The organism is Primorskyibacter flagellatus, from assembly GCF_014638275.1.
Lineage (GTDB): Bacteria > Pseudomonadota > Alphaproteobacteria > Rhodobacterales > Rhodobacteraceae > Pseudooceanicola > Pseudooceanicola flagellatus_A.
The window spans coordinates 1-25100 of record NZ_BMFJ01000002.1 but is presented as its reverse complement, the minus strand read 5'-3'; the positions used below and the strand labels follow the sequence as shown (position 1 = coordinate 25100).

19 protein-coding genes and 1 pseudogene are annotated in these 25100 nt (G+C 62.6%); 10 read left to right on the top strand and 10 right to left on the bottom strand.

The window, feature by feature from the left end; translation table 11 throughout:
- Nucleotides 1-2 precede the first annotated feature (2 nt).
- The gene (locus tag IEV87_RS14325) at nt 3-599 is read right to left on the bottom strand and encodes a LysE family translocator (RefSeq protein WP_188478484.1); all 597 of its coding nucleotides are present in this window, start codon (nt 597-599) and stop codon (nt 3-5) included.
- A gap of 182 nt (nt 600-781) precedes the next feature.
- Between IEV87_RS14325 and IEV87_RS14320 the strand changes: the two are divergent.
- From IEV87_RS14320 to IEV87_RS14280, 9 genes and pseudogenes are all read left to right on the top strand, one after another.
- A pseudogene (locus tag IEV87_RS14320) lies at nt 782-1407 on the top strand (phage distal tail protein, Rcc01695 family).
- Nucleotides 1404-1754 (top strand): hypothetical protein, encoded by a 351-nt coding sequence (locus IEV87_RS14315; RefSeq protein ID WP_188478483.1) that lies wholly within the window; start codon nt 1404-1406, stop codon nt 1752-1754. Before IEV87_RS14320 ends, IEV87_RS14315 begins: the two are co-directional and overlap by 4 nt.
- Before the next feature lie 128 nt (nt 1755-1882).
- Complete coding sequence (locus tag IEV87_RS14310; protein WP_188478482.1) at nt 1883-2539, top strand: lysozyme; 657 nt, start codon at nt 1883-1885, stop codon at nt 2537-2539.
- A gap of 5 nt (nt 2540-2544) precedes the next feature.
- Nucleotides 2545-2775: a hypothetical protein gene (locus tag IEV87_RS14305; RefSeq protein WP_188478481.1), complete on the top strand. Its 231-nt coding sequence runs from the start codon at nt 2545-2547 to the stop codon at nt 2773-2775.
- 71 nt (nt 2776-2846) lie between these two features.
- A complete protein-coding gene (locus IEV87_RS14300; protein WP_188478480.1) occupies nt 2847-3077 on the top strand; it encodes a hypothetical protein in 231 nt (76 codons plus the stop codon).
- A 126-nt stretch (nt 3078-3203) separates the two neighbouring features.
- Nucleotides 3204-4088: a DUF2163 domain-containing protein gene (locus tag IEV87_RS14295; RefSeq protein ID WP_188478479.1), complete on the top strand. Its 885-nt coding sequence runs from the start codon at nt 3204-3206 to the stop codon at nt 4086-4088.
- Nucleotides 4085-4531: an NlpC/P60 family protein gene (locus tag IEV87_RS14290; protein WP_188478478.1), complete on the top strand. Its 447-nt coding sequence runs from the start codon at nt 4085-4087 to the stop codon at nt 4529-4531. Before IEV87_RS14295 ends, IEV87_RS14290 begins: the two co-directional genes overlap by 4 nt.
- Before the next feature lie 9 nt (nt 4532-4540).
- Nucleotides 4541-8506, top strand: a complete 3966-nt coding sequence (locus tag IEV87_RS14285) for a baseplate multidomain protein megatron (RefSeq protein ID WP_188478477.1) — start codon at nt 4541-4543, stop codon at nt 8504-8506.
- 10 nt (nt 8507-8516) lie between these two features.
- Nucleotides 8517-9593 (top strand): DUF2793 domain-containing protein, encoded by a 1077-nt coding sequence (locus IEV87_RS14280; RefSeq protein ID WP_188478476.1) that lies wholly within the window; start codon nt 8517-8519, stop codon nt 9591-9593.
- Between the two features lie 11 nt (nt 9594-9604).
- On the opposite strand, the gene IEV87_RS14275 is transcribed toward IEV87_RS14280, so the two are convergent.
- The 9 genes from IEV87_RS14275 to IEV87_RS14235 form a co-directional block, all read right to left on the bottom strand.
- The gene (locus tag IEV87_RS14275) at nt 9605-10321 is read right to left on the bottom strand and encodes a hypothetical protein (protein WP_188478475.1); all 717 of its coding nucleotides are present in this window, start codon (nt 10319-10321) and stop codon (nt 9605-9607) included.
- A complete protein-coding gene (gene pglZ / locus IEV87_RS14270; protein ID WP_188478474.1) occupies nt 10318-12315 on the bottom strand; it encodes a BREX-3 system phosphatase PglZ in 1998 nt (665 codons plus the stop codon). Before pglZ ends, IEV87_RS14275 begins: the two co-directional genes overlap by 4 nt.
- Nucleotides 12312-15125, bottom strand: coding sequence for a DEAD/DEAH box helicase (locus IEV87_RS14265; protein WP_188478473.1), 2814 nt, complete (start codon nt 15123-15125; stop codon nt 12312-12314). The genes pglZ and IEV87_RS14265 overlap by 4 nt, the downstream gene beginning before the upstream one ends.
- Nucleotides 15122-17887 (bottom strand): DNA methylase, encoded by a 2766-nt coding sequence (locus IEV87_RS14260; protein ID WP_188478472.1) that lies wholly within the window; start codon nt 17885-17887, stop codon nt 15122-15124. The genes IEV87_RS14265 and IEV87_RS14260 overlap by 4 nt, the downstream gene beginning before the upstream one ends.
- A gap of 47 nt (nt 17888-17934) precedes the next feature.
- Nucleotides 17935-18357 (bottom strand): hypothetical protein, encoded by a 423-nt coding sequence (locus IEV87_RS14255; protein ID WP_188478471.1) that lies wholly within the window; start codon nt 18355-18357, stop codon nt 17935-17937.
- 34 nt (nt 18358-18391) lie between these two features.
- Complete coding sequence (locus tag IEV87_RS14250) at nt 18392-22123, bottom strand: DUF6079 family protein (RefSeq protein WP_229737642.1); 3732 nt, start codon at nt 22121-22123, stop codon at nt 18392-18394.
- Nucleotides 22124-22137: 14 nt separating this feature from the next.
- Entirely contained in the window at nt 22138-22596 is a 459-nt protein-coding gene (gene brxF, locus IEV87_RS14245) for a BREX-3 system P-loop-containing protein BrxF (RefSeq protein ID WP_188478470.1), read from the bottom strand.
- Nucleotides 22597-22598: 2 nt separating this feature from the next.
- Complete coding sequence (locus tag IEV87_RS14240) at nt 22599-23489, bottom strand: WYL domain-containing protein (RefSeq protein ID WP_188478469.1); 891 nt, start codon at nt 23487-23489, stop codon at nt 22599-22601.
- Between the two features lie 157 nt (nt 23490-23646).
- Nucleotides 23647-23850 carry a helix-turn-helix transcriptional regulator gene (locus IEV87_RS14235; RefSeq protein WP_188478468.1) on the bottom strand — a complete coding sequence of 68 codons (204 nt, stop codon included), beginning with the start codon at nt 23848-23850 and terminating at the stop codon, nt 23647-23649.
- Between the two features lie 795 nt (nt 23851-24645).
- Here IEV87_RS14235 and dcm point away from each other — a divergent pair.
- A complete protein-coding gene (gene dcm, locus IEV87_RS14230) occupies nt 24646-25020 on the top strand; it encodes a DNA (cytosine-5-)-methyltransferase (protein WP_188478467.1) in 375 nt (124 codons plus the stop codon).
- The last annotated feature ends 80 nt before the right edge of the window (nt 25021-25100 follow it).

Genomic DNA, 25100 nt, shown 5'->3' with positions numbered 1-25100 from the left:
CATCATTGGAAAAGGATCCACAGCGCCACGGCCGCAAGCATCACCCCGGAGGCAATATTCAATGGGCGCGCGCTCCTTTCGCTCCTGAACCGTCGCATCAGCATATCGCCTGCGATCGTCCAGACGGTGAAAGCAACGAAGTTGTTCAATGTGAAAACGCTCGTGATCCAGAGAACGAGCCCGGCGTCGGAAGTGGCGTCGACCGGTAGGAACTGAGTGAACATCAATGCGATGATCAGATACGCTTTCGGATTGAGCAGCAGAAGAACTGCGCCGTCCATGACCGTTGCGCGCCGCGCAACCTTGTCGTCGTCCGTGGCGCCCGCGCGCAGGAATTTCAGCGCAAGCCAGAAAATATACGCCGACCCGAGATAACGCATGAGGTCGAAGACTTCGGTGCTCATGCGGGCGACACCGGCAAAGCCGAAGCCGATCGCGGCCGCTACGACGAAGGTCGCCAGATGATACCCGATCGTTGCCGGGACCGAGGCCCGCAACCCGAACCGCCCGCCGATGGCCGCGAAGAACATGTTGCCTGGCCCGGGACTGTAGGCGAGCGGGAAAAGAAAGAGAACGAGCGCAAGGGTAAGCTCGAGCATGCGGCGGGGCCTCCATTGAATTCGTGGAGGTTTTCCCTCCGAAATCCCCGTGACGCGACCCGTTTCATGCGCAAGTCGGGCTTCTCTCCGTCACCGGTTCAGTTCGGCGAGAGATGAGCCATTGCAGTTGGCGGGCACGAATGGCGCGGGCCCTGTAATTCCCTTCCACACGAGAAAAACTGATGGCCTTCCATGAGGTCCGGTTTCCGGACGACATCAGCCGCGGCGCGCGGGGCGGGCCCGAGCGGCGCACCCAGATCGTCGAGCTCGCCTCGGGCGACGAGGAGCGGAACGCCAGCTGGGCCAATTCGCGCCGCCGCTACGACGTCGCCTATGGCGTCCGCCGCGCTGACGATCTGGCGGCGGTGGTTGCCTTCTTCGAGGCGCGGAACGGCCGCCTCCATGGCTTCCGATTCAAGGACTGGGGCGACCACAAGTCCTGCCTGCCTTCGGGCACGCCGTCGCCGACCGACCAGACGATCGGCACCGGCGACGGTGCGACGACCGCCTTCCAGCTGGTGAAGCGCTACGCCTCCGCCGCGCAATCCTGGACGCGCCCCATCGCCAAGCCGGTGAACGGCAGCGTGCGCATCGCGCTGGCGGGCGTCGAGCAGCCCTCCGGCTGGTCGGTCGACACCGCCACCGGCGTCGTCACCTTCAGCGCCGCACCGGGCGCTGGCGTCGCCATCACCGCGGGCTTCGAATTCGACGTACCGGTCCGTTTCGACACCGACGCGCTCGACGTGACGCTCGACCTCGAGCGGCTCGGCTCGATTACTCCATTCCGCTGCTGGAGATCCGGCGATGAACGACACCGGCAGCTTTGTGGCCGCCGTGCTGCGCGAGCTCGCGGCTTCGACGGCCGTGATCCTGGCCGCCTGGGGGGCACTCGGTGGCGCGACGAACGCGCTGACCACGAAGATGCGGCTGCGCGACGCGCTGCGGCACATCCTGCTCGGCGGCCTGATCGCCGCCGGGATGGGCAGCCTGTCGATGGCCGTGATCACCGCCTGGCTCAGCCTGCCGCCCGAGGCCATCCCGGCGGGAGGCGCTGCAGGATCGGCCGCCTATCTCGTGGGCGTCTTCGGCCCGGCCTTCATCGAAGTGCTGCTGGCCCGCCTGCGTAGTGCCAAGCGGGGCGACGGCGATGAATGAGCTCATTCGTTTCGCGCGCGCTCTCCGCTGTGACCCGGCCGACCCAAGAGCGGCCTTCGCCCACCGTCTGCGCACCGGCCTCGCCGTCGCGGCACTGATCCTGCTCCTCTCGCTTCTCCGGTAATCCCATGCACATGACCGACCGGGGCCTGCTGGCCCTCGTCCGGCACGAAGGACTCGTGCCCGGGCCCTATCTTGATGTGAAACAGGTCTGGACCTTCGGCATCGGCCACACGGCCGCGGCCGGGCGGCCCGATCCGGCCACCATGCCGCGCGGCATGCCCGCGGACCTCGATGCTGGGATCCGCGATGCCTTCCGTGTCTTCCGCACCGACCTTGCGCGTTACGAGGCCGCCGTCCTGCACGCCGTGAAAGTGCCGCTGGCGCCGCACGAGTTCGATGCGCTGGTCTCGTTCCACTACAACACGGGCGGCATCGCGAAGGCTGCGCTGACCCGACACCTTAACGCCGGCAATCGCGTTGCAGCCGCCGACGCGTTTCTGAACTGGCGGCGACCGGCCTCGATCATTCCCCGCCGGGAAGCCGAGCGCGACCTGTTTCGCCATGGCCGCTATCCCGGCGGCACGATCCCGGTCTGGTCCGTGGATCGCACGGGTCGCGTGGACTTCTCGCGGCCGATCCGCCGCCTGACCGAGGATGAGGCGCTGGCCTTGGCTCGCGAGCCGTCGCGGACGCCTCCGGTACTCGCCCCTTCACCCACCGCGCCGACCGACTGGTTCGCCCGGCTGGCCGCTTTCTTCTCCACCCTGATCCGGAGGGCCTGAGCCCCATGCGCTACGTTCGCCCCAACTCGCTCACCTGGTGGGCGGGATGCCTCGCCATGCTCACGGGCATCGCCTCCCTCGCACTGCCCGCGACCGGGCCGTTCGGGGAACTGTCCCGCCTCGTCGCGCTGCTCGCTGGCTCAGCCGACGCCTCGCCCGCGGGGCTCATGTTCCTCGGTCTGGGCCTGATCGGCCTGCGCGACCGGATCGAGCGCGGGTTCCGCGGCGATGCTTGAGTTCCTCGCAGGGATGATTTTGGGCGGCTGCCTCGGCGTCTTCGTCGTCGCCGCACGCGAGGAGCGGGACGATGGCTGAACTCCTCATCTGGCTGGTCGCGGCTATCGGCGCGGTCGGAGGTGTCGTCCTTGGCCGGGTCTGGGGGCGCACGGAAGGGAAGCGCGAAGGCAAACGGGAGGCGGAACGCGATGCGATGGAAAACAAGAACCTGCGTGTCGAGCGCGGGCGCGGCGCGGTTCGTGACGGCCGCGGCGCTGGCAATCCTGCTGACCGGCTGCGCCGCAACGATGGGCGGTGGTGACGCCGGCTGCGCCTCCTACGCCGAGGCGCGGCTCGCCCGACCGCCTGCGGAGTCCGTCGCGGAAGTGCCGCCTGCATGGGCGGGCTGGATCGCCGATCTCGATGACCGCATGATGGGAACCTGCCGATGAAATCCCTCTCGCCCGCGCTGCAGGCCCATCTCGACGAGGGTACGACCACGCTCGCCTGGTGCTGGCGGATCACCCGCGCCGATGGCGTCACCTTCGGCTTCACCGATCACGACCGGACGCTCATATTCGACGGGACCGACTTCGAGCCGGAAAGCGGGCTGACCGCCTCTGAGGTGCGATCGGGCTCGGACCTGTCCGTCGATGCACAGGATGCCGAGGGCGTGCTGACCTCGGACCGGATCACCGAGACCGACATCCTCGACGGCCGCTGGGACAACGCCGAGGTCGAGGTCTGGCGGGTGAACTGGGCCGACACGGGCCAGCGCGTGCTGATGCGGCGCGGCGCCATCGGTCAGATCCGGCGCGGGCGTCTGGCCTTCGTCGCCGAAGTCCGCTCGCTCGCCCATGTGCTGGGCCAGACGGTGGGGCGGACGTTTCAGGCGACCTGCGATGCCGCGCTCGGCGACGCGCGCTGCGGTGTCGATCTGGAGGACCCGACGTACAAAGGCACAGGCGCCGTCATTGATCTCCTGCGCGACCGGGCGTTCACCGCCTCGGGGCTCGGCGGGTTCGTCTCCGGCTGGTTCACCTTCGGGACGTTGGACTGGACGAGCGGCGCGAACGCGGGGCGGCGCACCGAGGTGCTCGGCCATGACGTGACCGACGGCATCGCCGTTCTGACGCTGCTCGAAGCGCCGGTGCGCGCGATCGCCGAGGGCGACGCCTTCACCATCCGCGCGGGCTGCGACAAGCGCATGGAGACCTGCGGGGCCAAGTTCGCGAACATCGCCAACTTCCGCGGCTTCCCGCACATCCCCGGTCAGGATGCCGTGCTGCGCTACGCCACCAAGGATGGCGGCCACGAGGGAGGCGTGCTGTGACGCAACTCCTTGCATTGGCCGACCCCGTACGCGTCGTCACCATCGCTCGGTCCTGGCTCGGCACGCCGTACCACGACCAGGCCAGCCTGCGCGGCGTTGGCTGCGACTGCCTAGGGCTGGCCCGGGGCGTCTGGCGCGAGGTGGCGGGGCCGGAGCCCTTCCCGATCCCGCCCTACAGCCGCGACTGGAGCGAGACCGGCCCGCGCGAGGTGCTGGCCGAGGGCGCGCGGCGCATGATGACCGAGGTGGAACCGGCGGCGGCCGGACCCGGCGCGCTGGTCCTCTTCCGCATGAAGCCCCGAGCCATCGCCAAGCATGTCGGGATCCTGACCGGTCCCGGCTCCTTCCTCCACGCCTACGAGCGGCTCGGCGTAATCGAAGAGCCGCTCACCCTCCCCTGGGGGCGGCGCATCGCCTTCGCCTTCCTCTTCCCACAACGCTGAGACCCGAATATGGCCACCCTCGTTCTCGGCGCGGCCGGCGCCGCCATTGGCGGTTCGATCGGCGGTGCGATCCTCGGCGTCAGCGCCGCGACCATCGGTGGCTTCATCGGCTCGACCATCGGCTCGGTCGTCGACAGCTGGATCATCTCGTCGCTGGCGCCGACGCAGCGCATCGAGGGCGCGCGTCTCGACACGCTGCGCATCACCTCCGCCACCGAAGGCGCGGTCATCCCGCGGCTCTACGGACGGATGCGGATGGGCGGCAACATCATCTGGGCGACGGATTTCCGTGAGGAGACGAAGACCACCACGCAGGGCGGTGGCAAGGGCGGCGGAGGCGGCAAGGTCAAGACCACCGAGTATCTCTACTATGCCAGCTTCGCCGTGGCGCTCTGCGAGGGCCCGATCACCGGCATCGGGCGCATCTGGGCCGACGGCAAGCCGATGGACCTCTCCGGCGTCACCTGGCGCTGGTATCCCGGCGATGAAGCACAATCTGCCGATCGGTTCATCGCCGCGAGGATGGGTGCCGTCAGCACGCCCGCCTATCGCGGAACGGCCTATGTGGTCTTCGAGGAGCTGGCGCTCTCGACCTATGGCAACCGCCTGCCGCAGCTCTCTTTCGAGGTGTTCCGCCCGCTCGCCGATCCCGACACGGCCGAGGGGCTGACGCGCGCTGTTACCATGATCCCGGCCTCGGGCGAGTTCACCTATGCCACGCAGGCGATCCGCAAGACCGATGGCGGCGCGACGGTGCCCGAGAACCTGAATGCGCTGGCCGACTCCACCGACATGGTCGAAGCGCTCGACCGGCTGCAGGCCATGGCTCCGGCAGTGGAGAGCGTCAGCCTCGTCGTGGCCTGGTTCGGCGACGACCTGCGCGCGGGATCCTGCAAGGTTCGACCTGGCGTCGAGGTGTCGGCCAAGTCGACCACGCCCGCCAGCTGGTCGGTGAACGGCGTCAGCCGCGCCAATGCCTTCCTCGTCAGCCGCGACGATCAGGACCGCCCGGTCTATGGCGGCACGCCTTCCGACTTCGCCGTGGTGCAGGCGATCCAGGAGATGAAGGCGCGAGGTTTGCGCGTGACCTTCTATCCCTTCATCCTGATGGACGTGCCGCCCGGCAACACGCTGCCGAACCCGTATTCCGACAACGCCGCCGAGACCGGCCAGCCCGCATTCCCCTGGCGCGGGCGGATCACCTGTTCTCCCGCGGCAGGGTTCGCGGGGACGGTGGACAAGACCGCCACGGCCGCGACGCAGGTGTCCGCACTGTTTGGCACCGCAACGCCCGAGAGCTTCAGCGTCTCAGGCGAGAGCGTCAGCTGGACAGGCGCGCCCGGCGACTGGGGCCTGTGCCGCATGGTGCTGCACTACGCCCATCTCTGTGCGGCGGCGGGCGGGGTGGACGCCTTCCTGATCGGCACCGAGATGCCGGGGCGGACCACGATCCGCTCGGGCGCGGCCACCTATCCGGCGGTGCAGGCCTGCCGGGACCTCCTCGCGGATGTGCGGTCGATCCTCGGGGCCGGGACCAAGATCGGCTACGCCGCCGACTGGTCGGAGTATTTCGGGCACCAGCCGGGCGACGGCAGCGGCGACGTGTTCTTCCACCTCGATCCGCTCTGGGCCGACCCGGAGATCGATTTCGTCGGCATCGACAACTACATGCCGCTCTCCGACTGGCGCGACGGGTTCGAGCACGCGGATGCGGCCGAGGGCTGGCCCGCGATCTACGACCGGGCCTACCTGCAGGGGAATATCGCGGGCGGCGAAGGCTTCGACTGGTTCTACGCCAGCGCGACGGATCGCTCCGCGCAGGTCCGCACCGCGATCACAGATGGCACGGCGGCCAAGCCATGGGTGTTCCGCTACAAGGATCTGCGCGCCTGGTGGTCGAACCCGCACTACGACCGTCCCGGAGGCGTCGAGAGCGGCGCGCCGACGGCATGGGCGCCGGAGTCCAAGCCGATCTGGTTCACCGAGTTGGGCTGTCCGGCCATCGACCGGGGCACGAACCAGCCCAACGTCTTCTTCGATCCCAAGTCCTCGGAGAGCTTCACGCCGCATTTTTCGCGGGGCTGGCGAGATGATGCCATCCAGCGGGCCTATCTCGAGGCGACGTACCTCTGGTGGGGCACCCCGGCGAACAACCCGGTGTCCTCGGTCTATGGCGGCCGCATGGTGCACGTCACCGAATGCGCCGCATGGACCTGGGACGCGCGGCCGTACCCATTCTTTCCGGCGCTGACCGACGTCTGGACGGACGGGGCGAACTGGCGGCTCGGCCACTGGCTGACCGGGCGGCTCGGCGCGGTGTCGCTGGCCGCACTGGTCCGGCATCTCTGCCTGCGCGCCGGGCTGCCCGAGTCCCGGATCGATATCACCGGGCTTTGGGGCTCCGTCGAGGGTTACTCCATCACGGTACTGGAGTGCCCGCGCGCCTCGATCACCACGTTGTCGCGGCATATCGGCTTCGACGCCGTCGAGACCGAGGGCGCGATCCGCTTCATCATGCGGGGCCGGGAGCCCGTCGCCACCCTCGCGCCCGACGATCTGGTGTCCACCCGCGAAGGCGACGTGCTGGAACTGACGCGCGGCCAGGAGACCGAACTGCCGCAGGCGCTGAAATGGCAGGTTGCGCGGGCGGATGAGGATTACGACGCCGCCCTCGTCGAGGCGCGGCGCATCACCGTGGACACGACCCGGATCGCGTCCGAGAGCTTCCCGATGGCGGTGCCGCCCGAAGAGGCTGAGCGCCGCTGCCGCCGCGCGCTGATGGAGGCATGGGTGGGGCGCGAGACGGCGGCATTCCGATTGCCGCCCTCGCGGCTCGCGCTCGATCCGGCCGACCCAATCCGGCTCGCGCATGACGGGCGGCTGGTCGATCTGCGGCTCGTCTCCATCGCCGACGCCGAGGCGCGCGGCATCGAGGCGGTCCGGCAGGACCGGGCGACCTACGATCTACCGCCCGGCGATCCCCGCGCGGCGTCGCTGACGCGGGCGGTCGTGTTCGGCGCGCCGGACGCGGTGCTGATGGACCTGCCGCAGCTGACCGAGGACCAGCCCGCGCACCGGCCGCTGGTCGCGGCGCATGCCGTACCCTGGCCCGGCGAGATGGCGGTGTTCCGCAGCCCCGCGACCGATGGCTTCGAGCTGCTGACCACGTTCGGCAGTCGCGCCCGGATCGGGATGCTGGTCTCGGACTTCTACGCGGGCCCCACCTCGCGCTTCGATCTCGGCAATACGCTGGTCGTCGACCTGTTGACCGGCACGCTGGAAAGCGTCACCGACCTGACGCTGTTCGGCAGCGCCAATGCGCTCGCCATCGAGAGTGCGCCCGGCGTCTGGGAGATCGTGCAGGCGGGTGCAGCCGAACTGATCGCCCCCGGCCGGTATCGGGTCACCCGGCTCCTGCGCGGCCAGCGCGGCACCGAGGTTGCCATGGGCAATCCGGCGCCTACGGGCGCGCGGGTCGTGTTGCTGGACACCGCGCTGGCGTCGCTACCGATCGCCGAGGCCGATCTCGGCATCCCGTGGAACTGGCGCATCGGCCCGGCTAGCCGGCCGGTCAGCGACGAGACCTATGTGGCGCAGGCCTTCACGCCGGTGGGCGTCGGGCTGCGGCCGTTCTCCGTCGCGCATGTCGAGCAGCCGTGGCGCCGGCCGCGCACTGTCGGGGACCTGACCATCCGCTGGGCGCGCCGGTCCCGCGCGCTCGCGGCCGACAGCTGGGGCGGGCTCGAGGTGCCGCTGGCGGAGGAGCTGGAGGCCTACGAGGTCGAGATCCTAGACGGGGCGACCGTGAAGCGGGTGCTGAGCACGGCCACCACCAGCGCGGTCTACGGCGCCGCACAGCAGACCGCCGACTGGGGCGCGCCGCTCGGCCCCGGCGACACGCTCGGCATCCGCATCTACCAGCTCTCCGCCCTCGTGGGGCGGGGCGCGCCCAAGACCGCCACGCTGATACTCTGAAGGCCATCCCATGTCCGACGCCACGACCCACCTCCTGCTGCCCTACATCCTCGCGGCGCAGGCCCAGAAGCACGTCACCCACAACGAGGCGCTGCGGATCCTCGACGGGCTCGTGCAGCTCTCCGTCCTCGACCGGGACCTGACGGCCCCGCCCGGCAGCCCTGCCGATGGTGACCGTTACATCGTCGGCTCGGGCGCGACGGGCGACTGGGCGGGGTGGGACCTGAACGTGGCGCTGTGGACCGATGGCGCCTGGCTCCGCCTGCCGCCGCGCACCGGTTGGCGGGCGTGGGTCGAGGACGAGGGCCTGCTCATGGTATACGACGGGTCCGGCTGGGTCGGCACCACGCCCACGGCGCTGCAGAACATGGCGCTGTTTGGGCTCGGCACGACGGCGGATGCGTCTAACCCGTTCTCGGCCAAGCTGAACGCCGCGCTCTGGACGGCGAAGACCATGGCCGAGGGCGGGACGGGCGATCTCTTCTACACCATGAACAAGGAGGCTGCCGGCGACGATCTCGGCCTCACGCTTCAGACCGGCTTCGTGACCAAGGCGCTGGTGGGGCTCTTCGGCTCCGACCGCTTCCGACTGGCAGTCTCTGCCGACGGCAGCACCTTCTTTGACGGGCTCAGCGTCGACAACGCCACCGGCATCGTCGATCAGCCCCGGCTGCCCCGCTTCAAGGCCTGGACCAACTATGACAATTACGTCGGGGTCGGGACATGGACGAAGATCGGCCTGAACAACACCGACTACAACGATCAGGGAGCCTTCGACGCCGCGAACAATCACTTCGTGGCGCCCGTGGACGGCACCTACCTCTTCGGCGCGACGCTGCTCTATAAGATCAACGCCAGCGCCACGGCCCGCATGCGCGGGCGGCTGGTGCTGAACGGCACAACGGAAATCCGCGGCTCCCTCGGCGAAATCTCCGCCACCCACGTCTCGCTCGCCACCGCAATCTGGCTGCAGACCATGGTGCCGCTCACCGCGGGCGATACCGTGGAGCTGCAGGGATATTTCCGGGTCGCGGACGGCTACTTCGCCGCCGATCACACGTCCTTCTGGGGCTGCAAGATCGGCTGAGCGGCTTTAGTTCAGCCTGAAATCGTAATGACTTGGTTGCCTGCGCTGTCAACGCGAATGTCTAGCGTTTCGCATCCGGACAAAATATACGAAAGAGATCCTCCCAGCCGGAATGGAAAAAGCAGAGGGTTGGCCTCAATGGTCGCGACGGATAGGGCTCGACCTGCGTGGCGGAGACAGGCCTCAACTAGCCACGAAACCACTGGTGATCCTTCGAGATCAATGGGCGACTTTCGAACAATCTGCTTCCCCTTATTCGGTCTGTCGATGGCGCCCCAATCTGCTTGTGATTGCAAAACCATATTGGTCATGCGGCGCGTTCCCTCTCGCTCCCCATAGACCTCCGCCATACGTCTATGCACTTCGGCCGAGGTGCATTCGCCCTGCAGTGCCGTCAATCGGCCAACAATTTCCGCAACCTGTCCAAAGAATGGATAGCACGCCAGTGCCATGCCCCAAGTGAGAGCGGAAACGGAAGACTCAGGCGCATCCCGGTAAATCCGAACGCCCCGATCCGCGAAACTGACCAATTCCGGGAGCGGTTCCAGCCACAGGCGATTAAGCACAGTGCGGGTCTTCTTCTTGGCGGCGGGCCCTGAGTGAGAAGCGTCGAGGAGCTCTGTCAGCTCCTCAATACTCGCCATGCCCGCTCTGACGCGCAGCGCTACCCTTGCCCACTCAAGTTGAATGAAGCGGTCAAAGCCAATCTGAGGGGATAGAGATTTCATGTTGCCGTTCTCGTGATTGTAATTTTTACGAACGGAACGATCAATTCTTCGACGGAAGCCCCACCGTGTGCAACAATCTGATCTCCTTTCGGAACGAACGCACCGCGCGTGTCGGCATATACCGGGAGGAAGTCGGGCGGTAGTCCAGCACTATCGAACCGAAACGCGTCAATCTCGGGAGGAACAGACGCTGCTAAGCTTTCGCTGCGATAGGTTCGTACCCGTTCGCCCCGGACCTCGGAGACTGCGCCTTGGTTGAGGCGTCCGATCCCTTCGGCGTCAACGTTCCCGTGGTCCGCTGTAAGGTATATTTGATACCCGTGATCGGCGAAGAGCCGCACAAGCTTTTCGACGAAACCAGTTTCGCACCATGCCTTGATCTGCCCGGCAATTCCACGCTTTCCCAACATGGCCCCGTGGACGATTTCATCGATCATGTCTACGACCAGGCCGACGACCTTCGTCGACGGTCTTGATATCACTTCCTCAAGCTCGATCAGCTGACCCGTATTCTTCAAGCCTTTCTGGAAATAGATTTCCGATGGGCGAAGGCCGTGATCTTGCCAGAAGCGCGCCCAGAGGGAAGGCTCTTTTGATGTCACCTCGATTGAGTTGGCGAACTCGCGGGGCTTGAGGCCGGAGAATAGAGCTTGGCGTGAGACAGACGTGAGTGTGGGCAGCCAAGCGAAGCACCCGCCGTCATCAGAGGAGAAGCTGGGAATGCTGTCGGCGAGATGCTCTCGGATCTGAACCCACTGATCCATTGCAAGGCCATCGAATACAAGAAGCGCCACCCGATCCTCACCGGCGCTTCGCCGCAGAGCGAGATAACGGGGAACGTGATGGACCATTACCGGCCCTTTCGCAGCCGGAAGAGACGACAGATCCGCATAATGTCGGACTATCCAGTCCTTCAGCCTCTCATCCGCCTCGCGCTGCAAAGCGCGCACCTGGGGCTGTATGGGCTCGGCGAGCGCAGTGCTCAGACCGTTGAGTCGGGAAATGACCTCTCCCAGCCGGCGAGCTGTTTCCACCCAGTCACGGTGCGTCGCTTCTACTGTCGGCAGGTCGGCGGCTATCTTCTTGGCACCTTCAGATACGAGGGTTCCAAAGGATTGACGATCAGCCACAACACCGACCCTGACCCAGTCGGGCAGGTCAGCCGCGGAACTTGATGTAGCGACTGGCTGAAGGGTGCCTTCAAGGAACATCGTATCGGTGATGAGCCTCACATCAGGATGTTCGAACGGTACTGAACCCTCTGGCAATGCTTCTGCGCTGTCGTCGTTCGAAGTGCGATCGCTCTGAATCCCATACTGCGCAAGGAAACGGCCCCAAGCATCCTGCACGGCGCGCACCATGTAATTCTTGGACGACAGCAGCTCTGCGATGGGCAGATCTCCAAGGGGCGTGTCATTCAAGATCGCCGCAACATGCTTTGCGAGCAGATCGGGCAGCCCAGCCCCGCGGTAATGGAGCCGCAAAACCTCTCGCCAGAAGTCCTCCGACCCACCGAGCAGGTAAGGGCTGATGCGGAAGATGTGGGTCAGGATGAAGTCCTTGGTCGCGCCTTCCCCGAGCGGCTGAGTGGTGTGCTTGTTGTGCGCCAGAAAGAGGGCTTCGTGGTGCTCCGAGTCCACTTGCCGGATTACGCCATAGCTCAACCTCGGAAACAGGTCGGCCAGGCTCAGGCTGACCTTGCGTCCCATGCGGACATAGTCCCATGGCAGCGTGTTCAGATCAGTCCCACGCAGTTGAAGGACGAGCGCCTTCGACGTTCCTTCCTCGCCGCGATCCCAAGCCGCCCGGTAGCGCTCTTCGTACTCTGTTCTAAAGGCGACAGGGTCCTCGAAGGGCAGTACTTCGAAACCTCGTTCCCGAAGACCGTGCAAGATGCGCTCATCCAACAGGAGATCATCCGGATCGCAGGCGATCCAGAAGCGGGAAAGATCGGCAGGAAACTCCTGCAGGATGCGATCGGTCCAGGCACTCATGATGCAGCCGGTCCCGGTTCGCCGACACGCAATATGAGAACGGCGTTCAGATCGGGCGTGTATGCTTCCGCGGCATCCAGCTGCGCCATGCGGGCGTCATGGTCGGCACGCAGACGCTTGCGACGGTAGTCCCGGACTGTCTGGAGCCCGACCCGGCCAATGGCCTGATGCCGCGCATCGTAGGCGTACTTGGCGCGTTCGCGCTCTTCTTGGATACGGGCCCTGTGCTCCTCCACCATGTCCCCAAAGATGCGTTCGCCTTGGGTGAGAGTGGCATTCTTTGAGCGGTCAAAGCAGCCGTTTGCATCTGCGGCGGCGACGGCTGCGACACTCTCGACCCGTTCCGTCAGAAGAAGATCCCAGATCCGCTTCGCTGTCGGCAGGAAGGTTCGCCCTTCGTCGTTCACGAAGACGGACAAGAAGCGCCGTCGGCTGAAATCATCGGCGGACAGGCTGATCTCCCACAGCGACCATACGCCCCGGACACTCTCCGGAAGGCCGGCAATCCGGACGGTAGGAAGCGGTTGACCCGAAACGCAGCGCGGCAGATCGCTGATCACTGCCCGAGCCCGGGGATCCTCAAGCGTCACCCATTCCACATCGGGCCGCTCCTCGGCTGTCCTCGTGTCGAAGCAAACCTTGGCCGACTCGCTGCCGTCCAGCCAACGTACCCGCCAAAAATTGGCTTCTTTGACGGCGTCTCCGCCGCGCGCGGGTAGTCCGGTCGTGATCGCCCGCTCCAGCCAGAACTGTGCCGGGTGGTCTCTCCACTTGCGGGCATCGTCCGCAACAAGCTGGTGCTCATCCGACAAGAGCTCGCTGCTCTTGCGGCTTTCCGCGATGGTCGACCGAAGCTGCGACACAACCGCGTCGCATTCGCTTTCGATGGCGTCCGGGTTTTGGAGCCCCTGGACAAAGAGCTCATCGAACAGCGGCTCTGCTTCGACCGAGTCCATTACGTCGGCGGCCTTATCTACGCCGAACTCTTCGGCGATGACCGCGAGCTTCGTCTCCAGAACCTCGCGCACGCGATGCTCGACCGTGTCCTCCAGGACGAAGTTGATTGCGCGCACCACGTGCGGCTGCCCGATACGGTCGACGCGGCCGATGCGCTGTTCGACCCGCATAGGGTTCCACGGCATGTCGAAGTTCACGATGACGTGGCAGAATTGGAGGTTCAAACCCTCGCCACCAGCGTCCGTCGAGATCAGAATGCGGATATCGCGAGAGAACGATTGCTGCGCCCGGGTTCGGGCTTCTAGATCCATGCTCCCGTTCAATGTGGCGACCGAAAAGCCGCGGCTTTCGAGGAAATCCGCAAGCATTGCCTGCGTAGGCACGAACTCGGTGAAGATCAGCACCTTCAGCTCAGGATCGTTCTCTTCCTGCTGAAGCTTGTAGATCAGCTCGAGGAGCGCCTCAGCCTTGGCGTCCGTCCCCTGTGCCTCCGTGGCGCGGGCCAGGTCGAGCAGCGATTCGACCTCGGCCTTTTCCATCTCCCACCCCTTGGTCTGGATGGCGAGATCCACCTGGGTCTGCCCGTCCAGCTCAGCCCACTCGTCAACGTCGGCTGTCTCGAACAAGGATGGCTGAAGTCGCGGCTGGTCCAGCAAGGTTTGGCGTTTTTCGAGGGTCGTCCGGATGGCGGCCGTGCTGGATGTGACAAGCCGTTGCATCAGGATCATAAGGAAGCCGATGTGGCGCTGCTTCGCGGCCATGGCCTGGTTGTAGCCGTGGCGGACATAGTCGGTGACGGCTTCGTATAGCTTTTGCTGGCTTGCATGGCGGTCCTGCCACGCCACCGGATGCAGCCGGGTCATGCGCGGCTTGAACAGCGGTTTGCATTCGGCGTCGATGGAGACGCGTTTTTCCGTCCGCACGACGAAGGGGCGAACCCGCTCATTCGACACGCTGCTCTCGTCGGGGAAGGAATCCCGGTCGAGCAGCTGCATCAACCGATGGAACTGGTCGGTCTTGCCCTGGTGGGGTGTCGCGGACAGCAGAAGCAGGTATGGCGCCGCCTCCGCCAGCGCGGCGCCCAGCTTGTAGCGCGCGACCTGGTCCGTGCTCCCACCCATGCGGTGCGCCTCGTCGATGATGACCAGATCCCAGGATGCCGAAATCAGGTCCTCGAAACGCTCGCGGTTGTAGGTGCTTAGCTGCTCGAGGCTCCAACCGCGACGCCCTTCGAGCGGCTTCACCGAGTCAAGCGAGCAGATCACCTGATCATGCAGCCGCCAGAGGTTTTCCTCGTCGCTGCGCCATTGGCGAAAGGCGGAGAGTTCCGTGGGCTCGATGAACTGGAAGTTCTCTCCGAAATGAAGACGCATCTCGGCCTGCCATTGCCGGACCAGCCCCTTCGGCGCCACGACGAGGATCCGCTTGGCCATGCCGCGCAGCTTGAGCTCGCGCAGAATGAGACCGGCCTCGATCGTCTTGCCAAGTCCCACCTCGTCCGCGAGCAGATAACGGATCCGGTCCCGGCTCATGGCGCGGTTGAGCGCGTAGAGCTGGTGGGGCAGCGGCACGACGCTCGACTGGATCGGCGCCAGCAGGAGGTTGTCCTCCAGCGCGTCCAGCAACTTCGCCGCCGCGGCAGTGTGCAGGATGTGCTCGACCGTCGGCTGGACGGCGTCGAGCGGGCTCAGATCACGCGCTCGGGCGCGGACGACGGCGTCCTTGCCGGGCAGCCAGACCCGATAGGCGGTCTCGCCCCAGATCTCCTCCCGGTCAACGACACGGCAGGGTGCGGCATGCCTCTCATGCCAGCACCACGCGCCAATGCCATGTCCGCCGTCCGCATGCGTCACGCATCAGCCTCCATGCGGGTGAGCGCCTGGTCGTACCAGAGCAGCAGCTTCTCGTCCTCTTGCAACGCATCCTCGGGGATCTTCTGGGCGATGCCGATGATGGTCTTGTAGTCCTTCGCGCCCCACGCGGTCTTGAAGCCTGCGCGCAGCACTTCGAGCCGGAACTCCTTGAGCTTCCGACCGGGGGCGGACTTGTAGCTCTCGAATTCCTTCAGCAGTGCTCGCTCGCGCTTCTGCTCCAGGTCCTTCGCCTTGCTCGGATCAGGCACGAACCAGCGGTCCTTCGCCTTTGCCTTCAGACGCGCGTCGTCCTTCTCCAGCCCGCGCAGATCCCTGAAGTTCGTGGACAGGTAGCTGTGGATCTGGCTGGGCACGTCCCCATTGCCATCGTAGCGGAGGAAGTTGTCGGCAAGCAGCGCAGAGAGTTCCGGTTTCTCCTCGTGCTTCCGCCATCCCGCGCCGACCTGCGTTGTGAATTCCGGATGCACCTCCTGATAGGTCGACGGGCGCTTGCGTAGGAAGTCCGTTAGCCAGTCGATGGCCGAGCGTTCGTCCGAGACGAACAGCTCCATTTGCGGCGCCTGCGCGGCCTGGGCTCGCTTGCGGTCGTACTCCGCGACCTGCTCGGGCAAGAACACCATACCGTCGCGCTCCGGGTAGCGATTGCGCAGCCCGTCGAGGAACTCCTCGGTCGAAAGCGGCACGGGGAAGTCGTGGCGTACGAACCAGGCGACCATCCGGTCGTAGATACGGCGCGGATCGCGCTCCACGACCATCTCAAGAACGCCGCTCTTAGCCTTGGTGACAGGCAGCTGGCGCAGATGGGTCTGGACGAAGTCCCATGCCGACTCGGGCGCCGCCCCGCGTTCCGAAAGGCGCTTCTCCAAGCCACCGTTAGGTTTGTAAGCTGAGATGACCAAGTCTTGCTTCACAGCAGTGGTGGACGTGACCTGCCGATAGCTGCCCAATACCTTGTCAAGAGCGTTTACCTCGGCAACGACAAAACCCGCTTGCTGTAGAGCGACTTGAATGGCATTCCATACAGCCGCCTTACTATTGGAGAACACGACCGTCATCCAGCGCCCAGGTTTAAGCGCCCGGAAATATTCAGAGAAACACCCCTGCATGAGTCTCTGATACTCGAGGAGCTTCTTCCCTTTGTGCTTGTCAACGATTGCCTCTTCTCTCGACGCAGTCTTGACGCGATGCCAGGACTCAACAAGGAAATTCAAATCTGCATAGAAGATATTTTCCCCAAATGGGGGGTCCGTAAAAATATAGTCAATACTGTTATCTGGAATCCCCAAGTTGTCCGCGCTGCCCGTCGTAATAATTGCATGGTCGGCTTTTGCCTGAAATTTCGAGAATATTCTCGCGATCCTATCCCCACGAGAGCCAATCGCATACCAGGGAGATACCTCGCAATGCTTTGAGGGAACATAATATACCCCTGGAAGATATTTATTCACTTGCTTGAAGCCTTGCGGCTGAAAGCGATTCAATATTGAAGATGTCCAGATCGCCTGCTCGACATAATAGATTAGAATGTGGCGCAGTCGGGCGTCGGCATAACCACTGGCCAGTTGCCACATCCTTGCCAGAGCGTGTTGAGCACGCGGCAAGAAAAAGTGGTGCACGTTCGTAAAGCCCTTCGGCGCGATACGAGAGCCATGGTACATATCTTCGATTGGAAAGCGATCGGTCGGAATGCCTGATGGAAGCGGAAGTTCCGAAATTTTGTCGAGGTTTCGCAGGTCATCTGCGTCTGGTTTCTTGTCGAATTTTGACTTTCCAATGGAATACCTGATGAGCGCGGGTCGGAACTTGATCCTTTCCCATGACTGACCAGTTGCAGGATCGATCCTCGCCTCGAAAACACGCTCAAGTCTGTCCTTATTAAGGTTGGCCCCGCATTTTGGGCAATGGAACTCGCTCCTAACCTTTTGATCTTCATCAAAGGCTTCTTGAATAAAATCAATTTCTGAAACGCATTCGGGGCAGCTGAATATTTCACCCCATACAGTGTACTCAATCTCACCCCTTGTCTTTCCATCAGTATGGAGTGTTTCGTACATCCACCCAATTTCTTCTTTTAGCTGCGCAAGAAGCTTTCGCGCAGCAACTTGAAAATCAGAAACCCTGAATGGAATATTTTGATTTGCAGATATGTATGTGGCAGCCGGAGACAGATCATTAAGGATAGCTCGACGAAAGCCCCACTCAGGTTTGGCTCTACCCTCCTTCTTCCAAGCCTCTTCAATTTCGTGACGAAACGAAGGGGGAGCGACTCCACACCACTGCGCTGCGATACCAGTCATGCCAGACCCGGAAAAGCCGTCGAGCACTAGTTCGCCGGGCCGAGTAAAATGAAGTATTGATGGCACAATTGCCAAATGTGGGACTTTGGTGTGGTACGCGTGAGCTTGGTAGAGAGGGTCCGACTTTCCAAATGACACGTCGACCGCCATCGGCTCGCGCGAGTACTCGGAGTTCGGGTCGTAACGTTGCCCTTTAAGATCAACGAAGTCCGTCAGCCAGGGGTTTGGACAGGCGGTGTAATAGGGCGGATCGGACATCTCCAGAATGGCGTCGTCCGATGCCACAGGGAATCCTGGTTGACTTCGAAAGGCTGGATCTTTGAGCTTTTCGCGTAACAAGCCAATGAAGTAATTGCGCCGATCTGCGTTGCTGTCGAACTTAATGCCTAAGCACTCGACGGATCTGGCGTCGTTAGTCTTGTGTTCTTCGAAGAGGTCCGTCATTATTTACTCCCAATTGAAGGTCGCACCGATCGGTTGCGGTAGGGGTCCTACCAGTAACCGAAGGTCCTTCCTTCCGCCCCTCCGGTTACTCCTGTCTGGCTGGAGTTTGCCAAAAGTGACTTGTGTTCAGCAGAATTAGGTTCAAGAACTTCAATCACGTATACGAAACGCTTTCCTATGATCTTTTTCTCAAGATGGATTATCTTTCCTGGGTAGGACTGACCTCCCTTATCTTCCGTAATTAATCCGAGTCTCCAAATATTGGACCATTGACCATAGTCCTTACCTCGATTTGCGAGCGGGCAATACGCTTTAGTTTTGCTGTCGTAAGCAACGAATACCTGGCCAGAACTTCTGGAATCGTCATCAAAAAATTCCACAAGACCATCGGAGAACTCCACTTGGTTCCGAGAACCTCCAGACATATCGCCAGCTTCGAACCACAAGTGTTTGGCATTTTTTACTGTCATATTGGGTTTCCTCGTCGTTGTACTGAGCCAAACTTCACTCGACCACGAAGCGCAGCTTGGTCGTGTCCTTGCCCTTGCAGCGGTCTGTCAGGAACGCCTCGAACCGCTTGCGCAGATCCTCGGGCGTTGCCGGCGATCCGCCCTGGAGCAGTGCCTTCCTGATGTCATCTTGGGCTACGCTGATTTTTTCCAGTCCCGACAGCGCTTCCTGAACGGCAGCTATGAACTCGGGCGTCACCATCTCGGGCAGGGTCTTTGTCTCGGCGAAGCCGGTCACGATCCTGCGCGACGTGTCCTTCAGCAGTTCGAAGTTCGACTGGATGATCGGATCCTCGAGGTTGTCGACGAGCGTCAGCACCCAGCCTTCGAGCAGCCGGTCGAGCTCGTCGTCAAGCTGCTTGAGGACATTCGCCGCCGGGAGCAGGTCGCCTTGTTCGTTCGCGGGGCGGAAGTTGCAGTGCGGGCAGACCGTTGACGCCGAGAGTTCGGAGTCGACGAGCGAGGCGCAGCTCTTCAGCTTGTCGAGTTTCTCTTCGAAGCTCGTGAGCTGACTGGTCGGCATCAGCGAAATGCCGGCCAGCGCCCGCATCGCGACCAGGCGCGGATCCTTCCGCATGGCGTTCTTGGTCTTGTCCTCCGAGACGCCGAGGCGCGCCTTGCTATGCAGCGCGACGTAGGCCTTCACGTAGTCCTTCTTCAGCTGGTTGAGCGTCTGACGGTACTCGGCCGCGTTCCGGTCCGTGCGTTCGGCGGCGAGCTTGTCGAGCACCTGCTTGCGTGTGCATTGCGCCTGCTTCACCCACGCATGGTCGGCGGGCAGCACCATCTCCGCTTGGCCGAGATAGCTCGCGGTGCTGCCCAGTTCGCCGATCAGGGTCATCAGGCCCTCAGCCGAGTTCAGCACCTCGAGGTTTTTCTTCTGCGCCGCGATGTCGTCGGACCCGATGCGCAGGTTCTTCAGCTTCCCGACGGTGTTGTAGGGCGCCAGGCTCTCGGAGAATGCCTTGAGCGCGTCGAGCTTCGTGCGCCAGTCACGGATCTCCTCCTCGCGGAGCAGGGGCTGACCCCAGAAGCTGAGGCGGTTTGCCATGTCGGTCGTCGCGCCGAGGACGCGCTTTGTCAGCTTGTTGACTTCCTCCTGCAGCGCCATGACGGGCTCATCGGATCCCTGCGTCGCCTTCTGCGCGAGGCCAGGCGGAAGTTCCAGGAGCTGGAACAGTGACCGAAGGACCGCGACGTTAATTTCTTTTGGCGCTTCGACGTGCTTGAAATGCCGCAGCTCGTCGAGCGGGCGCTCGGCCAGCAGGGTGATCTTACTGGAGTCGATCTTATCGCCTGTGATCGCGAGCACGATATCGCCCGAATAGACGAGCCCGCCAAGCACGGTGACCAGCAGGTCGGGTTCCATGCGAAATTTGACCGGCGCAAAGTACTCGACGTCGGCATCGCCACTCAGGAGTTCGCCGCGGTTCAGTACTTGCCCATGCCCCTTGGACTTGAGGCGAGCGAGCACATCCTGGACATATCGAGACTGGGTCGGATCGATGCGATCCCCGTCGAGCATTTCGAGGCCGTCGAGGATGACCACCGCGTCCTTCGTTCTCGTGCCTCCGGCCAGCGCACGAAGCGCGTTTCCGACCAGCTGCTTTCTGTTGGCCTCGGTGATCAACGCAGAGAAGGTCGGATACTCGGGTGCCATATCGGCGAAGCGGCTATTCAGAGCGACCCCAGCAATGACGTTAACCACATCCCGGAAGTTGATGCGCTCGTCTGGCCCCAAGCGCGCCTTCTCTCGAAGGGAGATGCCTTTCGTCCAGTCGCGCAGCGACTTCGACTTGCCTTGGTAGGTGACCTCGAATGCTTCGAGCTGTTTCTCCTGAAGCCATTTGCTCATGTCGCGCAAGGCATCTCGAGCCTTGTCGAGATACACCGACTTCGCGCCTCCGCTCGCGGTCGACGCCAGTTCCTGCGCAGCTGCATAGAACCTGAGAAGGCGCCTTATGCTGTCGTCGGGCTCCTTCAGCCGGAAGAAGACTTCATCCGCTTTGTGGTCATCACGGAAGCGGGGCGGATCGAACGGCTGAATGAAGTAGAGGTAGAAGTCGCGTTCTGGCTGAGCCGTTGGTCGATCATTCGGCGCGCCGAAAAAGAGGTAACCGATACGCTCGACCCGGCGCTCCTGCCACTCGATCTGATACTGCCAGATCTGGTGACCGGTCACATAGCTGGACTCGTCTGTCCGCTCCATGAGCTGGCGGATCGCACCGAAGTAGGCACGATCAAGCGAGTCCTCTGACAGCGCTTCGGCGCGCTTCTCGATCTGAGCGTCGTAATCGACGTCCTTTTTCAGATCGAGATAGTACTGCTCAGTGTCCGGCGCCTTCGAGATGAACTGCCCGTTGACCGTTTTCAGCGTCTCCCGGAGCGTGGTCTGCACGGCGGTCAACAGATCATCGGACGGATCACCTCCCATGTCTTCAATGCCAGGCTGGAACAAGCACAACGTGTCTCGAAGTTCTTCAGCCGTTGGGCCGACGGGCACGTAGATGTCACCGCCTGTGGTCAAGCGATGGACTGAGAGACCATCAATGATCCTCAAGGCCATTGCCTTATAGGCAGGACGCGTGAACGCCTTCTTCACCCGTTCTGACAGGACTTCCGATACCTTGAGCACGGGTCCGATGTTCGCATCAGCTCGTAGAACCGAGTTTGACGTTACCGTATCCCAGAACTTGTCGTAGCCAATAAGGCCTGGCCGATCCTCGGGAACTTCCTGCTCGAGCACAGCTTGAATCTGGTCTCGGAGTGTGACGAGGGCGCCGCGCTTCTCGGTGAAGACAAGTCTCTCGAATGTTCCGATGTAGTCAGGATGGACCGGAAACAGCCGAACGTACTCGTCCATGCGCTCGTTCATGGATCCGTAGAACTTGGCGAACGGCGTGAGGTACGCGCGGATCTTGTTTTGCTGATCCGACGTCTTCTTCAGGAGCCGTTCGGCCACGACGAAGCTGACGTCTTGCCGAGCAAGTAGCACCTGCGTGAACCGATCCTTCACTCGACGAAGACTATCCGCAACATGCTGGAAGCGGCTGCTGTCGAAGATGGCCTCTTGAACGCCTGCGACGAAGCGGAAGCGGAGGTGCTTGGTGACCTCACCAATCTCGCGCAGGAACGACAGATCGAGAACAAGGTCGTGATCTTTGCGCGAACGCAAGTATTCGAGGAACTCATCCACCACCAGCAGAACGCCGTGGTTCGGGTGCACCTCGGCAAACGCCGCCATCATCTCTTCGAAGGCGGCCTTGTTGTTGATCACCTTGTCGGCCGGCGGGAAGGAATAGATTACGCCTTCCTTCTCGAGAAAGACCTCCAGCTGCTGCGTGATGATGTCACGCAACGACATCTGGCTTGAGATCTCGATCCGATGGACTTTGAACTTCCCCGCGATCGCTTTAGCGGCCTCAGCCACCTTTGGGTGATGGATCATCTGGACGTAGTCTGCATCCTCCGCCACCAGCGAAAGAACGGACATCAGGTGCGACTTACCTGTCCCGTAGTTGCCGACGACCAGTACGCCCTTGTGGTCCACGCCCTCGTCGAACGAAAGCTGAGGGATCATGAGCTTGGCAATCCGCTCAGCCATATCGTCAGAAATCACGTAGGTCGAAACCAGCTTCTTGGCCTCATCTGGGCGATTGGCGTCCAGAAGCTGGATAACCGATTCAATCGGCTCGAACTGAATGAGATCGCCATAACGCATCGACATCCCTCGTCCCCCTTTCAATGCACAATGAATGGGACCAGGCCGTCGATGGCGTAGTCCTGATGTTCTGGGTGTCCCGTCTCGGCATACGTGAGGCGATTGTCCCGCATTCCTCCAGGCCACACAGCGATGATCCGACGTGACTGAGCTTGTCGCCTGAGCAGGTCGAGCGGACTGAGCTTTAGCGTCCGGTCGAAGAGCAGCTCGATGTTGTCGACTGTCAGAATCCTTTGGCTCGAAAGATCATCCGCAAGGCGTCTGAATATTTCGGCAACGTGAAGATGCCGTCGCGCACGCGGCACCGTAAGCAATTCGCGACCGAGGGCCGCTCCAACGTTTAGGATAGGAGCCGCTCTTCGCTCTGCAAGCTGACAGAGCAGCTTGCTCTTTCCGGCTCCTGGCTCCCCGATCAGCAGGACCAACTTGCTGTGCACTGTCGAAATGTCTTCGACGACGCGGTCGAGCCTGTCGATCATCCTCAACCCTCCTGCGCCATCGCGCCCGCAGTCGGGACAGTGCCTTCACCCAGTTCAGCTGCATTCAGAAGAACGATCTGCTGATCCTGCGGCTTCCTGGCGGCTGGGTCCGTATCAAGCCCGAGACGCCTGAGCGCGTAGTACAGCAACGCCTTCCGGACTTTGATCTTCGCCTTGCCGGCCCGCATCCCGTAGTCGAGCGCGATGACTTTCGCCTGCGTGTCGGCGAGGTCGGGGTGGGGGCCGACTTCCAGAGTGACTTCGGAGTGCCAGTCGCGATCTTCGTCGGCCGACGTTTCGCTCTCCCGCGATCCGCGGATGTCGAGGATCCGTGAGAGCAGGAAGTCCTTGAACGCGTTGTCGATCAGGCAGAACGCCCGCGTGTGCCAGCGGAAGCCGTCGAAGGCGGTGGCGTGGGGCTCGATCCAGCGCCAGCGCGGGTCCGGGCTGGACAGGGACTGGTACTTCACCTCGATCGCCTCTGACCGACGGATGGCGCCGACCACAGAGCGGAGCGTCACCGGATTGACGCCGCGCAACGGCGTCGGGGCGGCCGCATAGGGCGGGAGATCGGCGATCCAGGAGTCCTCGCGGTCGAGGATCCCGTCCGCGACCGAGCGCAGCTGGGCGAGATAGCGGCTGGCGTCGGGCTCGAGGAAGTGCGGCTTGAAGCCTGAGCCGCGGACATAGGTCCGCGCGCTCTTGTCGTAGACCATGTTGTCCGGGGCGAAGCCGATGTAGCGGTTCAGGTCGGTGGACGCTTGGTTCACCGAGACCCCGAACTGGTCCATCAAATCGCTGCGGTTCACATGCCCCTCCCAGAACAGGCGGAACTCTATGAACTCGAGGCGCTGCTCGACGCCCCAGCGAAGTTCCGACCTGTCGTTCTCCATCACGCTCTCCCGGCTCGGGCGATGCGCACGTTAACTATGCGCGCCCATTTACTGGGCCTGATCTGAGGCTAGCCGAGCCGGGAAGGTGGCGCAATCGAAATGCGTCGTAAATCAGAGCGTTGGAGCGTTACGCGCATTCGAGAGGTCGGGAATGGCGTCAGGACGCGGCGATCCGCTGGTCAGCCGTGGAGTGAATGACCTCTTGTTCGAACGCCTCGACGTCGCTGACGCGGTACACGACGCGTCCGCCGAGCTTCATGTATGCCGGGCCTTCACCAGCCCACCGCCACCGCTCCAGGGTGCGATGCGAGATGGTCCAGCGATCGGCGAGTTCCTTTTGAGTCATGCAGTTCCGTTTCATGTCGTCCTCCATTCGAGCAACTCGGTTTGGTTGCGTTCGAACGAAGGCGTGAAAAAAATGCGAGGCAAGTCAGTTAGTTGCGCAAGTCCGCGCATTGCGTCTGGTTTGGCGACAGCGGGGAATTCGAGCGGGGATCAGCGCCCCGGTTTTGGGAAGTTCCGAATGGACGCAACCGAGAGAAAACGATCAATAATCGCTTGGAGACGAGCGATCTCGTGCAGTTCTGCCAGCGCATGACTGCGGGACTCCGAGCCGAGATTTTCGATGACTCATTCCCTCCGCCACTTGCCCCCGCGAAAGCGTTCTCTCGATCCGGCTGCGGCCGGATTTTTCCGCGTTTTCAAAGGGGTTTGCAGAACCGGCTGAACACCAACGTGCCAGCAATCGGCACAAAATCCGTTCTCTCGGCGAGCTTTTCTCTGAACCTCATGACTTCTGCCATTTGGTGAATTTCTTATAGGGCGTTGAAAAAGAAGCATTTTCTGGAGCCGAGACCTGAGCACTTCGACGCAGGTGGCGTTCGGCGAGAAGGAACAGAAATCGAACCTTCGCTTCTTGCTGACCAGGCCGAAGCGATCAAGTTTCGGAGTTATTTTGTATTCCACCGCACCAGAAGAAAGGGCGGATTGGGCCAGACTCTAGTTCCTCGTGGAAGAGAGATTCCGGGAGGCACAGCAAAGTCCGCGTAGTGATCAACAGACCGTTGGACATACCACATGAAGTGGGGCTATGTAAATAATTGAGCAAATCATGAGAAATCTCGCCCAATCAGGCAGAGACGGAGGAGGCAAAAATATGGGAACCAGTGAAGAGGCATTTCATTTTGTCGACCTCTTCGCTGGGCTGGGTGGCTTTCACGTCGCGCTCGAGGAGTTGGACGGGCGTGGTGTGTTCGCTGCAGAGAGGGAGCCTAAACTGAAGGCCCTCTATAAGGTCAATTTCGGTGTCGATGCTTGGGGTGACCTCAATGAGTTGAGCAGCGACGAAATCATAGCCCTCAATGTGCCCGATCACCACGTACTTACTGCAGGCTTTCCTTGCCAACCGTTCTCTAAAGCAGGAGACCAGCTGGGCTTTAAAGACACAAATCAGGGTAATCTCTTCTTCAAGGTGCACGACATTTTGCGCGTCAAGCGGCCACTCAATTTCATCTTGATCAGCCCCACCTGAGTGGTCCAGTTGTAGTGTTAGTGCATGACCGGCTTTCGGTCCATCGGGACGATGGTTTCGGGAACCGGAGGGCGATAGCC

Coding starts and splice junctions, on each gene's coding strand:
- pglZ (WP_188478474.1), bottom strand. CDS start 12,315: ATGAGTGCCTGGACCGATCGCATCCTGCAGGAGTTTCCTGCCGATCTT.
- IEV87_RS14275 (WP_188478475.1), bottom strand. CDS start 10,321: ATGAAATCTCTATCCCCTCAGATTGGCTTTGACCGCTTCATTCAACTT.
- dcm (WP_188478467.1), top strand. CDS start 24,646: ATGGGAACCAGTGAAGAGGCATTTCATTTTGTCGACCTCTTCGCTGGG.
- IEV87_RS14255 (WP_188478471.1), bottom strand. CDS start 18,357: ATGACAGTAAAAAATGCCAAACACTTGTGGTTCGAAGCTGGCGATATG.
- IEV87_RS14310 (WP_188478482.1), top strand. CDS start 1,883: ATGCACATGACCGACCGGGGCCTGCTGGCCCTCGTCCGGCACGAAGGA.
- brxF (WP_188478470.1), bottom strand. CDS start 22,596: ATGATCGACAGGCTCGACCGCGTCGTCGAAGACATTTCGACAGTGCAC.
- IEV87_RS14260 (WP_188478472.1), bottom strand. CDS start 17,887: ATGACGGACCTCTTCGAAGAACACAAGACTAACGACGCCAGATCCGTC.
- IEV87_RS14250 (WP_229737642.1), bottom strand. CDS start 22,123: ATGTCGATGCGTTATGGCGATCTCATTCAGTTCGAGCCGATTGAATCG.
- IEV87_RS14285 (WP_188478477.1), top strand. CDS start 4,541: ATGGCCACCCTCGTTCTCGGCGCGGCCGGCGCCGCCATTGGCGGTTCG.
- IEV87_RS14325 (WP_188478484.1), bottom strand. CDS start 599: ATGCTCGAGCTTACCCTTGCGCTCGTTCTCTTTCTTTTCCCGCTCGCC.
- IEV87_RS14280 (WP_188478476.1), top strand. CDS start 8,517: ATGTCCGACGCCACGACCCACCTCCTGCTGCCCTACATCCTCGCGGCG.
- IEV87_RS14300 (WP_188478480.1), top strand. CDS start 2,847: ATGGCTGAACTCCTCATCTGGCTGGTCGCGGCTATCGGCGCGGTCGGA.
- IEV87_RS14295 (WP_188478479.1), top strand. CDS start 3,204: ATGAAATCCCTCTCGCCCGCGCTGCAGGCCCATCTCGACGAGGGTACG.
- IEV87_RS14240 (WP_188478469.1), bottom strand. CDS start 23,489: ATGGAGAACGACAGGTCGGAACTTCGCTGGGGCGTCGAGCAGCGCCTC.
- IEV87_RS14315 (WP_188478483.1), top strand. CDS start 1,404: ATGAACGACACCGGCAGCTTTGTGGCCGCCGTGCTGCGCGAGCTCGCG.
- IEV87_RS14235 (WP_188478468.1), bottom strand. CDS start 23,850: ATGAAACGGAACTGCATGACTCAAAAGGAACTCGCCGATCGCTGGACC.
- IEV87_RS14305 (WP_188478481.1), top strand. CDS start 2,545: ATGCGCTACGTTCGCCCCAACTCGCTCACCTGGTGGGCGGGATGCCTC.